Source organism: Lentzea sp. NPDC060358 (genome assembly GCF_042725365.1).
Classification (GTDB): Bacteria; Actinomycetota; Actinomycetes; order Mycobacteriales; family Pseudonocardiaceae; genus Lentzea.
In genome coordinates, this window is record NZ_JBHXCW010000061.1 from 22953 (window position 1) to 36967 (window position 14015).

Below are 14015 nucleotides of genomic sequence, written 5' to 3' on the forward strand. Positions count from 1 at the left end.
CAGTCGGGGCGGGACCGGAGCCAGAAGCGCGAAGAAGCGAGACCACGTAGGAGGAGTTGCCGGGAATTTCGAGTTCCAACTCGAATGATCTTGTCAACGCCAACTGTGCGGCGGCCTCGGCGCTTCCGCAATGGAGGTATCGACCCTGTGTCTGGAAGCGACAGAACTGCCGCTCCGTACGACTTCAACGACGACACCGACTGGTTCACGCCGGTCGGGCAGACGTCGGTGAGCGTCGTCGACCCCCACCCGAGCTTCCCCGCCGGTGCGCTGACCATCACGCCCGCGGACGTGCTCGAGGTGCTCGGCCCGGACGCGGACGACCTGCTCGCCACGGCCAACGTCGACGTCGACGAGCTGATCCGTCTCATCAACGCCGAGACGACGATCATGCCGCCCCTCGTCCTCCCCACGGAGGAAGAGGAGAAGAGCGACCCGCAGGTGCTCGTCACCGCCGTCTCGTCCTGGAAGCGCCGCTTCCTCAAGGGCGCGGTGGCCGCGGTCCTCGTCTCGATCTCCGGCGGCGGCGTGACCGCGATGGCGATGGACAAGTCGCTGACCGTCGAGGTCGACGGCGCGCTGCAGACCGTCCACTCCTACGAGGGCACGGTCGGCGAGGTCCTGGCGGAGGAGGGCATCGTCGTCGGTGAGCACGACGCCCTGTCCCCGTCGCTGAACGCCCCGATCTCCGACGGCGGCAAGATCAGCCTCGACCGGGGCCGCCTGCTGAAGACGAGCGTCGACGGCCAGGCCCGCGAGGACTGGGTCCGCTCGGTCACCGTCGAGGAAGCCGCGAAGCAGATGGGCGTCCCGCTCGAGGGCGCCTGGATGTCGGCCCCCAGCGGTCAGGACATCCCGCTCGAGGGCATGAGCCTCGAGGTCAAGACCCTCAAGAACGTCAAGCTCTTCGACGGCGCGAACCCGGTCCGCGAGGTCAAGACCACCGCGCTGACCGTCGACGAGCTCCTCAAGGGCGAGAACCTCTCCCTCGGCCCGGAGGACGCGATCCAGTCCGGCGCCGACGTGCGCCTGGCCACGGGCGCCGAGGTCTACATCTCCCGCACCGGCGTCACGGTCATCAACGTGAACGAGCCGGTCGCCCCGCCGGTCGAGAAGACCAACGACCCGAACATGAACGCGGGCGAGCAGAAGGTCCTCGACCCCGGCACGCCGGGCGAGCAGACCTCGCAGTACCGCGTGACGGTGAAGAACGGCAAGGAGATCAGCCGGGAGAAGCTCGGCAGCACGGTCACCAAGGAGCCGAAGCCCAAGAAGATCGTGATGGGCACCAAGCCCCTCCCCGACGGCGCCGTGTGGGACCGCCTCGCGGGCTGCGAGGCCGGCGGCAACTGGGCCATCAACACGGGCAACGGCTACTACGGCGGCCTCCAGTTCAACGCGAGCACCTGGGCCGCCTACGGCGGCACGGCTTACGCGGCGCTGCCGCACCAGGCCACCCGCGAACAGCAGATCGCCATCGCCACGAAGCTGCGCGACGGCCGCGGCGGCACGTACTCGGCCTGGCCGGGCTGCCGCGCGAAGCTGGGCCTGCCGTAGACCGGCACCCTCCTCGGTCCCCTGGACGAAGGCCGCTCGTGGTTCGCCACGGGCGGCCTTCGCCGTGTCCGGGGTGGGGATGGGCCGGCCGGGGTGCTCGGGGGAGGTGTGGGCGGTGGCGGGACGGGAAGGCCGGGCGTCGCGGGGCCGGGGTGGGCGAGGGGCCTGGGGTGAGAAGGGCGCGCGGAGCGGTGAGGGGTGGGGCTGAGCGGGCGCGCGAGGAGCGAGCAGGGCAGAGGCGCGGGGTCGAGAGGGCGCGTGGTCGAGGAGCGCGTGGTTGAGGGGAGCGCGTGGTTGAGGGGGCGCGGGGTTGAGGGGGGCGGGGTCGAGAGGGCGCGTGGTCGAGAGGGCGCGTGGTCGAGAGGGCGCGTGGTTGACGGGGCGCGGACCCGTGGGACACAGGGGAGCCGCCGGAACCCGCACGCCCCCAACACAAGCACCCGTCCTGGAACCCGAGAGCAACCCAAGAGGCGCCCGTGGGCAACCCGCGGGCAATCCGAGAGCAACCCGCCCGGCCGCATCCCCGACACCGGCCTGCGACAATGCAGCACGTGAGCCTGCTGGGACCCGCCGAAGTCCGCCGTCTAGCCAACGAGCTGGACATCCGCCCGACCAAGAAACTGGGCCAGAACTTCGTCCACGACCCCAACACGGTCCGCAAGATCGTCAAAGAGGCGAACCTGACCGAACAGGACGTGGTCCTCGAGGTGGGCCCGGGACTGGGCTCCCTGACGCTGGCCCTGCTCCCCAGCGCGGGCCGGGTGGTGGCGGTCGAGATCGACCCGCCCCTGGCCCACCGGCTCCCCCGGACGGTCCAGGAGCACGACCCGGCCAACGCGGGCAAGCTCCACGTGGTGCTCGAAGACGCCATGAAGATCACCCGGGAGGACCTGCCGGTGCAACCCACCGCGATCGTCGCCAACCTCCCGTACAACGTGGCGGTCCCCGTGGTGCTCCACCTCCTGAACGAACTCCCCACCCTCCGGAAGGGCCTCGTGATGGTCCAGGCGGAGGTGGCGGACCGCATGGCGGCCAAGCCCGGCAGCAAGATCTACGGCGTCCCCAGCGTCAAGCTCGCCTGGTACGCCGAGGCCAGGAAGGCGGGGTCGGTCGGCAAGAACGTGTTCTGGCCCGCGCCGAACGTCGACAGCGGCCTGGTTTCCTTCACCAGGCACGAAAAGCCGCTGTCCACTGTGGACAGGAAGAAGCTCTTCGGGATCGTCGACGCGGCCTTCGCCCAGCGCCGCAAGACCCTGCGCGCTGCTCTGAAAGGCACCACGGACAACGTCGACGAGCTGCTCCAGAAGGCGGGCATCGATCCCCAGCAAAGGGGCGAACAGCTCAGCGTGATCGACTTCATCCGGATCGCCGAGGTCTAGGCCGGGGATCCTTCGGCCAACAGTGTGATCTGTCGAACGAATCGGATTCTGGCTTGCGCAACCGAACGTGCGTCCGGTTGACTGCTACTTGCCATCCGGAGCGACTGAGAGACCTGGCTCTACGACGTCGCAGCAACCACCCGCTGGATGCGGGCAGGTGCTAACGCCAGGACCGATGGAGGATCACCATGGGTACCACGCGAATGCTGACGCGCCGTCGAGTTGTCGACCAGTGCCGTCGCACCGCTTCTGCATGTCGTCGCCACCTCGTCTAGGGCGCCTTCTCCGAGTCCTCTGACGCGCACTCAGCACGAGCGAGTGGCGCACACACCCGAGCAGAAACCTCGATCGCGCACCCCCGCAAGCACGGGGTGTGTGCCGTCGCGCGCAGCCGTGGAGCAGAAGTGATCACTGTCGAAAACCTCACCAAGTCCTTCCAGGGCGTCAACGCCCTCAACGGCGTCACCCTCGACGTCGAGGCGGGCACCGTGCTCGGTGTCGTCGGCCCGAGCGGGGCCGGCAAGTCGACGCTCGCCCGCTGCGTCGCGCTGCTGGAGCGCCCCGACTCGGGTGCGATCCGCGTGGACGGCACCGACATCACGAGCCTCGACGGGAGCGCCCTGCGCGCTGCCCGGCGGCAGATCGGTGTTGTGCCGCAAGGGGATTCGCTGCTCCGTCAGCGCACTGCGGCCGGCAACGTCGCGCTGCCGCTCGAGAGCGCCGGTGTGCCGGGACCGCAGCGCCGCACCCGGGTGGGCGAGCTGCTCGACCTCGTCGGGCTGACCGACAAGGCCACCGCCTACCCCGACCAGCTGTCCGGCGGGCAGCGCCAGCGCATCGCCGTGGCGCGTGCCCTGGCGGCCAACCCGTCCGTGCTGCTCGCCGACGAGCCCACGTCCGCGCTCGACCCCGAGACCACCGGGTCCGTGCTGACCGTGCTCGACCGTGCGCGCGCCGAGCTGGGGGTGACCGTCCTCGTCGTCACGCACGACATGGGCGTGGTCCGCAAGATCTGCGATGACGTCGCCGTGCTGGAGCAGGGCCGCGTCGTCGAGCACGGCAAGGTCCTCGACCTGGTCGGTGACGCCGGGAGCCGCACGAGCTCCGCGCTGCTGCCCGCCGTGGACCTGAACCCGATCAACGAGACCGCCTACGACCGGGTCGCCGACGTGGTGCTCGTCGGGTTCGCCGCGGTCGGCGCGCTGCTGCCCGAGGCGGCCCACCGGTTCGGCGTCGAGCTGAACATCGTCGGTGGCGGCCTCACCAGGCTGGGCGAGACGCCCGTCGCGCGCTTCCGCCTCGGCCTGAACGGCGAGCGCTCCGACTCCGCCCTCGAGTGGATCGGCGAGGCCGGCGGTGCGGTGCAGAGGTCCCTGAAGGGGCCGCAGGGAGTAGCTGCGTGAGGTCTGCAACACCTTGGTCCGACGTGATCGCGCATCTCGTCGAGGCCACCGGAGAAACGCTGTACATGGTCGGCGTCTCCACGGTCATCGCAACACTGCTGGGCGTTCCCGTCGGAGTGTGGCTGCAGCTCACCGCCAAGGGTGGGCTGCGGCCGAACGCGGCGGTGCACAGGATCCTGAGCTTCGTCACCGACCTGGGCCGCTCGATGCCGTTCATCGTGCTGCTCGTGGCGCTCACGTCGGTCACCCGCCTCATCGTCGGCGGCTCCATCGGCAGCACGGCGGTCATCGTGCCGCTGGCCGTGGGAGCGATCCCGTTCGTCGGGCGGCTCGTGCAGAACATCCTCTCCGAGGTGCACGTGACCGTGGTCGAGGCCGCGATCACCACCGGCGCCTCGACGCTGCGGATCGTCAGGAGCGTGCTGATCCGCGAGTCGCTGCCCGCGCTGATCAACGCCATCGGCGTCACCGTGATCGCCCTCGTCGGGTACTCGGCGATGGCCGGCGTGATCGGCGGCGGTGGCCTCGGCGACCTGGCCATCCGCGAGGGCTACCAGCGCTTCAACGACCGGGTCCTGTGGAGCACCGTGGCGTGGCTCGCCGTGCTCACGACCGTGATCCAGCTCGGCTTCACCCGTGCCGCCCGTGCCTCCGACCGGCGCCGGCACGCCTCCGTCTGAACCACCAGCACTTCTCCGAAGGAACATCATGCGTATCAAGGCTGCCCTGATTGCGGTCGTTTTGACTGTTTTGTCCGCCTGCTCGACCGGCGCGAGCGCGTCCGACACGCTCAAGGTCGGCGTCTCGCCCGTCCCGCACGCCCAGATCCTCAAGTACGTGGCCGACAACCTCGCCGCGCAGAAGGGCCTGAAGATCGAGGTCGTCGAGTTCACCGACTACGTGCAGCCCAACACGGCGCTGGTCGACGGCTCGCTCGACGCCAACTACTTCCAGACCGTCCCGTACCTCGCGACGTTCACGCGGGAGAGCGGCGCGAAGGTCGACTGGGTCGCGCCCGTCCACGTCGAGCCGCTGGGCCTGTACTCGAAGAAGTACAAGAAGCTCGACGAGCTGCCGTCGGGCGCCAAGGTCGCCGTCGCCAACGACGCCACCAACGAGGCCCGCGGCCTGAAGCTGCTGGAGGCGAACGGGCTGATCAAGCTCAAGGCCGTCGACCAGCCGACCGTCCGCGACCTCGCGGAGAACCCGAAGAACCTGCAGTTCGTGCCCCTGGAGGCCGCCCAGCTGCCGCGGTCGCTCGAGGACACCGACGCGTCAGTCATCAACGGCAACTACGCCATCGACGCCGGCCTCAAGCCGTCCAGCGACTCGCTCGCGCTGGAGAAGGCCGAGGGCAACCCGAACGCCAACGGCCTGGTCACCCGCACCGAGCTCAAGGGCGACAAGCGGATCTCCGACCTCGCCGAGCTGCTCGGATCGCAGCAGGTCAAGGACTACATCAAGCAGACCTACAACGGCTCGGTCATCCCGGTCTGACGAGGACGACGGCCGGGGGAGGAGTCCGGTACCCGAGAACGCCCGTAGGCTGACGTGGTGCTCGCAGTCGTTCCACCCCCGGTCACAGTTCGCGTCCCGGCCAAGGTCAACCTGCACCTGGCCGTGGGTGACGTGCGCCCGGACGGTTACCACGACCTGGTGACGATCTTCCAGGCGCTCTCGCTGGTCGACGAGGTCACCGTCGCGGTGGCCGACGAGCCCGGCGTCGAGGTGCACGGCGAAGGCGCCGACCAGGTGCCCACCGGAGCCTCCAACCTCGCCTGGCGCGCCGTCCAGCTGCTCGCCGCGCACGTCGGCAGGGACGCGGACGACCCCAAGGTCCGCGTCGTCATCCGCAAGGCCATCCCGGTCGCGGGCGGCATGGCGGGCGGCAGCGCCGACGCGGCGGCCGCGCTGGTCGGCCTGTCGGCGTTGTGGCGGCTGGAGATCAGCCGCGACGAGCTGGCCGGACTGGCCGGCAGGCTCGGCGCCGACGTCCCCTTCGCCCTGTACGGCGCCACGGCCCTCGGAACGGGCCGCGGCGAGCAGATCGTCCCGGTGCTGGGCAAGCACCAGTTCCACTGGGTGCTGGCCTTCGACCGCCGCGGACTGTCCACTCCGGACGTCTTCGACGAGCTGGACCGCCTGCGCGCCGAGGGCGACCCGCCGCGCGTCGGCGAGGTCGAGGCGGTGCTCGAGGGCCTGTCCTCCGGCGACCCGCGCCAGCTCGCGCTGCTGCTCGGCAACGACCTCCAGGCCGCCGCCGTCTCGCTGCGCCCGAACCTGCGCCGGACCCTGCGCGCCGGTGTCGGCGCCGGAGCGCTCGCCGGGATCGTGTCCGGGTCCGGGCCCACCACGGCGTTCCTGTGCGAGGACGGCGACTCGGCTGTGCGCGTGGCCGCCGAACTGGCCGGGGCGGGCGTGTGCCGCACGGTCCGCGTCGCGCACGGGCCGGTGCCCGGCGCGCGGGTGATCGCGACCGAGGAGCCGAAGCCGACGCCGCCCGAAGTGCACGCGTAGGTAGCCTTCAGCGGTACTTCTCCCCGAGTCGTGAGGTTTTGATGGCCAACCTGGTCAACCTGGAGTCCGTGTCGAAGTCGTTCGGCGTCGGGCCGTTGCTCGACAGCGTGTCGCTCGGAGTCAACGAGGGCGACCGGATCGGTGTCGTCGGCCTCAACGGCGGCGGCAAGACGACGCTGCTCGAGGTGCTGGCCGGGCTCGAGCCCGCCGACGACGGCCGCGTGTCGCGTTCGCGCGGGCTGCGGATGGCCGTCGTGACGCAGCGGACCGAGCTGCCGCACGGCTCCACCGTGCGCAACGCGGTGATCGACCCGCTCGGGTTCGAGTCCGAGCACGAGTGGGCGGCCGACGCCCGCGTCCGGTCCATTCTGGACGGACTCGGGATCACCGCGCTGGGCCTCGACTCCGTGGTCTCCACGATGTCCGGTGGCGAACGGCGCCGCGTCGCGCTCGCGGCCGCGCTGATCCAGGACCTCGAGCTGCTCGTGCTCGACGAGCCCACGAACCACCTGGACGTCGAGGGCGTGCGGTGGCTCGCCGAGTACCTGCTGGCCCGCCGGTCCGCGCTCGTCGTCGTGACCCACGACCGGTGGTTCCTCGACACGGTCTGCAACCGCACGTGGGAAGTGGTGAAGGGCAAGGTCGAGCAGTACGAGGGCGGCTACGCCGACTGGATCTACGCGCGCGCCGAGCGCCAGCGCCTCGCGGACACCCTCGAGGAGAAGCGGCAGAACCTGGCGCGCAAGGAGCTCGCGTGGCTGCGCCGCGGCGCGCCGGCGCGCACCTCGAAGCCGCGCTACCGGATCGAGGCCGCCGAGGCGCTGATCGCCGACGTGCCCCCGTTGCGCGACAAGGTCGAGCTGCTCGCGTTCGCCAAGAAGCGCCTGGGGCGCACGGTGATCGAGCTCGAGGACACCACGCTGTCCATTCCGGACCGCGTGCTGGTGCGCGACCTGACGTGGCGCATCGGGCCGGGTGAGCGGATCGGTCTGGTCGGTGTCAACGGCTCCGGCAAGACGACGTTGCTCAAGCTGCTGGCGGGGGAGCGCGAAACCGAGACGGGCAAGCGGATCCAGGGCGCGACGGTCAAGATCGCGCACCTGTCGCAGGAGCTGCTCGACCTCGACGGGTCGATGCGCGTGCTGGAGGCCATCGAGGAGGTCGCCCGCCGCGTGGTGCTCGGCAAGTACGAGATGTCCGCGTCGCAGCTGGGCGAGCGCTTCGGGTTCTCGTCGCAGAAGCAGTGGACGCCGGTGTCGGACCTGTCCGGTGGCGAGCGCCGCCGGCTGCAGCTGTGCCGGCTGCTCATGGCCGAGCCGAACGTGCTGCTGCTCGACGAGCCGACGAACGACCTCGACATCGACACGTTGCAGCAGCTGGAGGACCTGCTCGACTCGTGGGCGGGCACGCTCGTCGTGATCTCGCACGACCGGTACCTCGTCGAACGCGTCTGCGACAAGGTCGTGGCGCTCTTCGGCGACGGCGGCCTGACCGACCTGCCCGGCGGCATCGAGGAGTACCTCAAGCGCCGCGACTCGCTGCGGGACAGGGAAAGCGCCGCCGCGGCCACCCCGGCCGCCGGCAAGACGCCGTCCAACGCCGCCGACCAGCGCGCCGCCCGCAAGGAGCTGGCCCGGCTGGAACGGCGGCTGGAAGTGCTGCACAAGAAGGAGGCCGAGCTGCACGCCGCGCTCGCCGAAGCCGCGACCGAGCCCGACCGGCTGCTCAAGCTCGACGCCGAGCTCCGCGCCGTGCTGGCGGAGGAGACCGACGTCGAGGCGGCGTGGATGGTGGCGGCGGAGGTCGTGGAGGGCTGAGCCCCTCGACGGCCCGCGGCGGCCCGGGCGCGGGCTACTTGCCCCGGCGGCGCAGCTCGTTCGCCAGCTGGGGCAGCAGCTCGTCGATGAACGACGTGTCGTAGCCCTGGCCGGAGAGCAGCGCGTAGCTGAAGCGCGCCTTCATGACCTCCTCGGAGGTCGCCCCCAGCATGCCGTCGAGCGCGACGCCGATCTCCTCGAGCATCCGGTCGACCTGCGCGGTGCGGTACCCGCGCTGGCCGGCCGGTGCCTGCGGGATCCGCAGCTGGCGCAGGTCCTTCCACGACTTCACCGCGGGCATGCTGGGCATCGGGCCGGAGAGCTGCTGCTCGATCTGGCCGAGGAACGCGTCCACCTCGGTCTCGTCGTACCCGCGCCGTCCGATGAGCGGACGGGAGAACCGGATGTCGCGGACGTCCTTGCCGGTCAGGTTGTCCTGGCCGAGCAGCGTCGCCTCGATGCGGTCGAGGAACGCGTCCACCTGGGACTCCTGGTAGCCGCGGCGGCCGCGGGGAGGGCGGTGGAACGCGATGGTGCGGATGTCGGCCGCTGTGAGCTTCGGAGAGTCGACGGACGCGGGCGCGGCCGGTCGCTGCACGGGAGCCTGCTGCTGGGGGCGCTGCGGCGGTTGTGGACGCCTCTGCTGGGGTCCCTGCTGCTGCCGCGGCAGCTGCGTCGTGACGGGAGCGGGAGGCACCGCCTTGCGGGGCGGCGGCGCCGTCTCGAACATCAGGACCACGAGGTCGAGGAACGTGTCCACGTCCTCCTGGTCGTACCCGAACGTCCCGGGGGCGGACTCGCCGAACACGGCGTCCTGCACCTGCCCGGCGGTCAGGTTGTCCCTGCCCCGCAGGGTGGCCTCGATCCGGTCGAGGAAAGCGTCGATCTGACCTTCGTGGTACCCGCGGGTCCCCGGTCTGGGCTTGTGGAAGCGCACGGCGGCGACGTCGTCGGGCGACAGTCTGACCGCGGGTCTCATCGCCTGCGACGTGGCGTGCGCGCCCAGGGCCGGTGCCGAGGCCTGCTGGCGTTGCGGGGTGGACCGCAGCGTGTCGGCCACGAGCTCCATGAAGACGTTGACCTCGTTGACGTCGTAGCCGGGGTCGCGGGTCGCCGAGCTGAACTTCACGTTCAGCACGTCCTCGCGCGTCAGGGCGTCCCTGCTGCGCATGGTCGCCTCGACGCGGTCGAGAAAGGAGTCCACCTCGGCTGCGTCGTACCCGCGCTGCCCCCTGGGGGGCCGGTGGAACGCGACCAGTGCCACGTCCTGAGCGGAGAGCAGAGGAGCCGGATGCGCGGGTAGACGATGCTGCGCTCCGGGACCGCCCCGATCCACCAATGACCTCCTCCTGCGTACCTGTACTGGGGAGTATCGCGTTTCGCGTGGCATAACGTTTCGCCCTGTTGGACCAAAGGCCGCCACTACGATCGCGAACATGAGTCAGTTCGTGGATGTGATGCTGGCGACGGCTTCGAACGGCCGGGACAGGGGCATGACGACGGGTGAACCCGCCGCTCCCGTCCGCCGGACTTGGGCCGAGGTGCACGAACGCGCCCGGCGGATGGCCGGTGCGCTCGACGTGGCGCCGGGCACCGCGATCGCCGTGCTCGCCGCCGAACCAGCCGTGATCGCCCCAGCCGTGCAGGCCGCATGGCTGTGTGGTGGCAGCGTCACGATGTTGCATCAACCCACACCACGCACCGACCTGGCCGAGTGGGCCGAGGACACGCTGCGGGTGCTTGCCATGATCGACTCGCGTCTGGTCCTGCTCGGCAGCCCCTTCGACGCCCTGGCTCCCGTGCTGGACCAGCACGGGATCCCCTACCGCAGGCTGTCCGAGCTCGACGCGGAGCCGATCGCTGCTCCTGTTCCCACCCCCGAGGATGCCACGGCTCTGCTGCAGTTGACGAGTGGGTCGACCGCGGATCCCAAGGCGGTGCGCATCACACACCGCAACCTGATGGCCAACGCGGAGGGAATGCGCATCGCGGCGGCGCTCGACCCCGCCTCCGACGTGATGGTGTCCTGGCTGCCGTTGTTCCACGACATGGGGATGGTCGGGTTCCTGACCGTGCCGATGTTGTTCGGGCTGGAACTGGTGAAGGTCACCCCGGTCGACTTCCTGTCGCGCCCCACGCTGTGGGCCGACCTGATCACCCGCCACAAGGGCACGATCACCGCCGCGCCGAACTTCGCCTACGCGATCGTGGCCCGCCGGCTGGCCTCGTCGTCGGACACGTTCGACCTGTCCTCGATGCGGCTCGCGCTGAACGGCGCCGAGCCGATCGACCCCGCCGCCGTGGAATCCTTCGTCGCGGCCGGGGCCCGGTTCGGACTGCGCCCGGAGTCCGTTCTGGCCGCTTACGGCATGGCGGAGACCACGCTGGGCGTCGCCTTCGCGCCGCTGTTCACCGGTCTGTCGGTGGACACCGTGGACGCCGATGCCGTGGAGGCGGACCGCCGTGCCGTGCCGTCGCCGACCGGCCGGGCGTTCCCGCTGCTCGGGCCGCCGTTGCCGGGGCTGGAGCTGCGGGTGGTGTCGGACTCGGGCGAGGTGCTGGGCGTCCGGGACGTGGGCGAGCTGCAGATCCGCGGCGAGGCCGTCACGCCCGGCTACCTCACCGTGGACGGTCCTCTGGCCACTCAGGACGATGAGGGCTGGCTGTCCACGGGGGACCTCGGGTACCTGGTGGAGGACGGCCAGGTCGTCGTCTGCGGGCGGCGCAAGGACGTCATCATCATGGGCGGGCGGAACATCTACCCGACCGATGTGGAGCGTGCGGCCTGCTCGGTCGAGGGCGTCCGTCCCGGCAACGCGGTCGCGGTGCGGCTCGACGCGGGAACCCAGCGCGAGCGGTTCGCGGTGGTGCTGGAGTCGAAGTCCGCCGGGGACGCCGAAGCCGAGAAGGACCTGGTCAAGCAGGTGACGGCGCGGGTCGTGGACGCGGTCGGGCTGCGGCCGTTCGCCGTGGTGGTGCAGCCGCCGGGGACGTTGCCGAAGACGCCGTCCGGCAAGCTGCGCAGGTCCGCGGCGGCCGCGTTGGTCTAGCCGCGGGCTAGTGGAAGGCGTTCTGCGCGGCTTCGAGGCCCCGGGTGACCAGGGCCTCGGCCGCGTCGGCCGCCCGGTCGACCTCCAGCGCGAGCTGCTTGCGCTCGACCGTGGAGAAGTCCTTGAGGACGTAGTCGGCGGGGTCCTGGCGGCCTGACGGGCGGTCCACGCCGAAGCGCAGGCGGTGGTAGTCCTTGGTGCCCAGGGACTTCGTGATCGAGCGGAGTCCGTTGTGGCCGTTGTCGCCGCCGCCGAGCTTCATGCGCAGCTGGGCGAACGGCAGGTCCAGCTCGTCGTGGACCACGACGACGGTGGTGGGCTTGAAGAACTTCACGGCGCTCGCGACCGGGCCGCCGGAGAGGTTCATGAAGCTGCTGGGCTTCGCGAGGACGACCCGGTGGCCGGACAGGCGGCCCTCCACGATCTCGGCGCCCGACTTGTGGGCCTTGAACTTGCCGCCCGTGCGCGCGGCCAGCTCGTCGAGGACCAGGAAGCCGATGTTGTGGCGGTTGCCCTCGTACTTCGGGCCCGGATTGCCCAGCCCGACGATGAGGGCGAGGTCAGCGTCCACGGAACCGCAACTCCTGCTCGAGGTCGTCCAGCAACGTGTCGACGGCCTGCACCTGGTAGCCCTTGCCCAGCAGACCGGACGTGGTGCTGAACCGGGTGTTGCGGACCTCGGTGGAGGTCATGGCGCCCCGGCCGTCCAGGTTGGCCGCGGCACGGGCCACGAAGGCGTCGACTTCGGCGCGATCGTAGCCGGTGCCGGACTTCGGCAGCTTGCGCCCGCGCAGGTCCTCGCCGGAGTTCAGGCCCGTGGGCGGCACGATGCCGTTGCGGACCTGGAACTCCAGCAGGTGCAGGACGCCGTCGACGCTCAACGGGTCGTAGCCGTTCGGGACCGTGGCGAACCGGACGGTGCGCACGTGGTCCGGGTCGAGCCGCATCCGGCCGGCCAGCGCGTCGGCGATGATCAGCAGGAACTCGTTCACCTGACCGGGGTCGTAGCCCTGGCGCTTGCGGCGGAACGTCTTCGACCTCACGTCGGTCGGGCTCAGGTACTGCAACGGCGCGCCTCCCCCCTCGTGAGGGGGTGGCGCGCCGTCTGTGCGGCCCGACGTGATGGGGCTCAGCTCTCCTCGGTGGCCTCAGGCGCCTCGGCCGCAGCCTCGTCGCCCTCGAGCTCCGCCGCGGACGGCGCCTCGTTGACGGCCACGATCAGGGCCTCGGCGTCGGTGACCAGGGTGGCGCCCTTCGGCAGCTCCAGGTCGCCGGCGTGGATCTGGGTGCCGGCCTCCTTGCCCTCGATCGAGAGCTCGACCTGCTCCGGGATGTTCAGGGCGTCCGCCTCCACGCTGATGGTGGTGGCGTCCTGCGTGACGAGCGTGCCGGAAGCGGCCTCACCGGTCACGACGACCGGGATGTCGACGGTGACCTTCTCGCCCCGCTGGACGAGGAGGAGGTCGACGTGCTCGATGTAGTTCTTGATGGGGTGCGTGGTGACGGTCTTGGTGAGCGCCAGCTCGTTCCCGCCGTCGAAGGCGAGGGTGAGGACGGCGTTCTGACCGTGCTCGCGGACGACACGGGCGAACTCGAGCGCCGGCAGGGCCAGGTGCTTCGGGTCGGAACCGTGGCCGTAGAGCACCGCGGGGATCTTGCCGGCGCGACGGGTACGGCGGGCGGCGCCCTTGCCGAATTCGGTGCGCTGCTCAGCGGCGAGACGGACCTCGGACACGGTGGGGTACTCCTTACAAGTCTGGCCTTGTACGTCGGGGCGGTGCACAAGTGTGTTCGCGGGTGAGGCTTGGTGGTGGCCTGCGGCGGCGAGCAGCGCGGAAACGGGTCAACACGCGCGGCATCAAGCCACCGCGTCGATCACGCCGAGCTGGGAGCTCGCCCTCGCCGAGGCAACCCGACCAGTGTAGGTGAGTCGGTGGTGGGGAGGCCAATCGGGGGTGGGTGGGGTGGTTTTCGCAGTTCAGGCTGGGTGGCTGGCTTGCTTGGGGCGGGGCGGGGCGGGGCGGGGCGCGGCCGGGCGGGTGGCTGGCTTGTCTGGGGCGTGACGCGGCCGGGCGGGTGGCTGGCTTGCTTGCGGCGAGTTCTGTTGCGTGCTTCCCCTCAGGGGCTCTGCCCCCGAACCCCCGGCAATCTGATCGGGGGCACCGCGCCCTCGGCGGGTTGATGGCACGCCTGTTTCGTTGGGCGGCTGCGCGTTGCGTAGGTGCTTGCGTTGCGGTGGAGTCCCCGTCACAAGCCGCACCAGAAGCTGGCCACACGCGAGGAGGGGTGTCA

Annotated in this window: 12 protein-coding genes and 1 riboswitch; of the genes, 8 read left to right on the plus strand and 4 right to left on the minus strand. The window is 70.7% G+C overall.

The annotated features are described in order from the left end of the window. Positions 1 to 147 precede the first annotated feature (147 nt). The 7 genes from ACFWGZ_RS15770 to ACFWGZ_RS15800 all read left to right on the plus strand — a co-directional run bounded on the left by ACFWGZ_RS15770 (position 148) and on the right by ACFWGZ_RS15800 (position 8673). Positions 148 to 1557: a transglycosylase family protein gene (locus ACFWGZ_RS15770; RefSeq protein ID WP_382452218.1), complete on the plus strand. Its 1410-nt coding sequence runs from the start codon at positions 148 to 150 to the stop codon at positions 1555 to 1557. A 542-nt stretch (positions 1558 to 2099) separates the two neighbouring features. Further along, a complete protein-coding gene (gene rsmA, locus ACFWGZ_RS15775; RefSeq protein ID WP_382452219.1) occupies positions 2100 to 2936 on the plus strand; it encodes a 16S rRNA (adenine(1518)-N(6)/adenine(1519)-N(6))-dimethyltransferase RsmA in 837 nt (278 codons plus the stop codon). An 88-nt stretch (positions 2937 to 3024) separates the two neighbouring features. Further along, positions 3025 to 3118, plus strand: a riboswitch (SAM riboswitch). A gap of 222 nt (positions 3119 to 3340) precedes the next feature. Continuing rightward, on the plus strand, positions 3341 to 4339 hold the full coding sequence (locus ACFWGZ_RS15780) for a methionine ABC transporter ATP-binding protein (RefSeq protein ID WP_382452220.1): 999 nt from the start codon (positions 3341 to 3343) through the stop codon (positions 4337 to 4339). A gap of 23 nt (positions 4340 to 4362) precedes the next feature. Continuing rightward, positions 4363 to 5019: a methionine ABC transporter permease gene (locus tag ACFWGZ_RS15785; protein WP_382452221.1), complete on the plus strand. Its 657-nt coding sequence runs from the start codon at positions 4363 to 4365 to the stop codon at positions 5017 to 5019. 28 nt (positions 5020 to 5047) lie between these two features. Continuing rightward, complete coding sequence (locus ACFWGZ_RS15790) at positions 5048 to 5836, plus strand: MetQ/NlpA family ABC transporter substrate-binding protein (protein WP_382452222.1); 789 nt, start codon at positions 5048 to 5050, stop codon at positions 5834 to 5836. Between the two features lie 57 nt (positions 5837 to 5893). Then, the gene (locus tag ACFWGZ_RS15795) at positions 5894 to 6856 is read left to right on the plus strand and encodes a 4-(cytidine 5'-diphospho)-2-C-methyl-D-erythritol kinase (RefSeq protein ID WP_382452223.1); all 963 of its coding nucleotides are present in this window, start codon (positions 5894 to 5896) and stop codon (positions 6854 to 6856) included. Between the two features lie 41 nt (positions 6857 to 6897). After that, a complete protein-coding gene (locus ACFWGZ_RS15800) occupies positions 6898 to 8673 on the plus strand; it encodes an ABC-F family ATP-binding cassette domain-containing protein (RefSeq protein WP_382452224.1) in 1776 nt (591 codons plus the stop codon). Positions 8674 to 8707: 34 nt separating this feature from the next. Here ACFWGZ_RS15800 and ACFWGZ_RS15805 read toward each other — a convergent pair whose 3' ends face one another. Next, positions 8708 to 10111, minus strand: coding sequence for a DivIVA domain-containing protein (locus tag ACFWGZ_RS15805; RefSeq protein ID WP_382452225.1), 1404 nt, complete (start codon positions 10109 to 10111; stop codon positions 8708 to 8710). On the opposite strand from ACFWGZ_RS15805, the gene ACFWGZ_RS15810 reads away from it, so the two are divergent. Continuing rightward, positions 10110 to 11723, plus strand: a complete 1614-nt coding sequence (locus ACFWGZ_RS15810; protein ID WP_382452226.1) for a fatty acyl-AMP ligase — start codon at positions 10110 to 10112, stop codon at positions 11721 to 11723. The two genes, ACFWGZ_RS15805 and ACFWGZ_RS15810, sit on opposite strands and share 2 nt — an antisense overlap. A 7-nt stretch (positions 11724 to 11730) precedes the next feature. Here the strand turns inward: ACFWGZ_RS15810 and pth are convergent, their stop codons facing one another. The 3 genes from pth to ACFWGZ_RS15825 form a co-directional block, all read right to left on the minus strand. Further along, complete coding sequence (pth, locus tag ACFWGZ_RS15815; protein WP_382452227.1) at positions 11731 to 12294, minus strand: aminoacyl-tRNA hydrolase; 564 nt, start codon at positions 12292 to 12294, stop codon at positions 11731 to 11733. After that, positions 12284 to 12790 carry a DivIVA domain-containing protein gene (locus tag ACFWGZ_RS15820; protein ID WP_382452228.1) on the minus strand — a complete coding sequence of 169 codons (507 nt, stop codon included), beginning with the start codon at positions 12788 to 12790 and terminating at the stop codon, positions 12284 to 12286. The genes pth and ACFWGZ_RS15820 overlap by 11 nt, the downstream gene beginning before the upstream one ends. Positions 12791 to 12852: 62 nt before the next feature. Then, on the minus strand, positions 12853 to 13458 hold the full coding sequence (locus ACFWGZ_RS15825; protein WP_382452229.1) for a 50S ribosomal protein L25/general stress protein Ctc: 606 nt from the start codon (positions 13456 to 13458) through the stop codon (positions 12853 to 12855). Between the last annotated feature and the right edge of the window lie 557 nt (positions 13459 to 14015).

Bases quoted from the DNA above. Each gene is read 5' to 3' on its own strand.
- ACFWGZ_RS15805 (WP_382452225.1), bottom strand. From the start codon at position 10,111: ATGTTCGCGATCGTAGTGGCGGCCTTTGGTCCAACAGGGCGAAACGTT.
- ACFWGZ_RS15810 (WP_382452226.1), top strand. From the start codon at position 10,110: ATGAGTCAGTTCGTGGATGTGATGCTGGCGACGGCTTCGAACGGCCGG.
- rsmA (WP_382452219.1), top strand. From the start codon at position 2,100: ATGCAGCACGTGAGCCTGCTGGGACCCGCCGAAGTCCGCCGTCTAGCC.
- ACFWGZ_RS15790 (WP_382452222.1), top strand. From the start codon at position 5,048: ATGCGTATCAAGGCTGCCCTGATTGCGGTCGTTTTGACTGTTTTGTCC.
- ACFWGZ_RS15800 (WP_382452224.1), top strand. From the start codon at position 6,898: ATGGCCAACCTGGTCAACCTGGAGTCCGTGTCGAAGTCGTTCGGCGTC.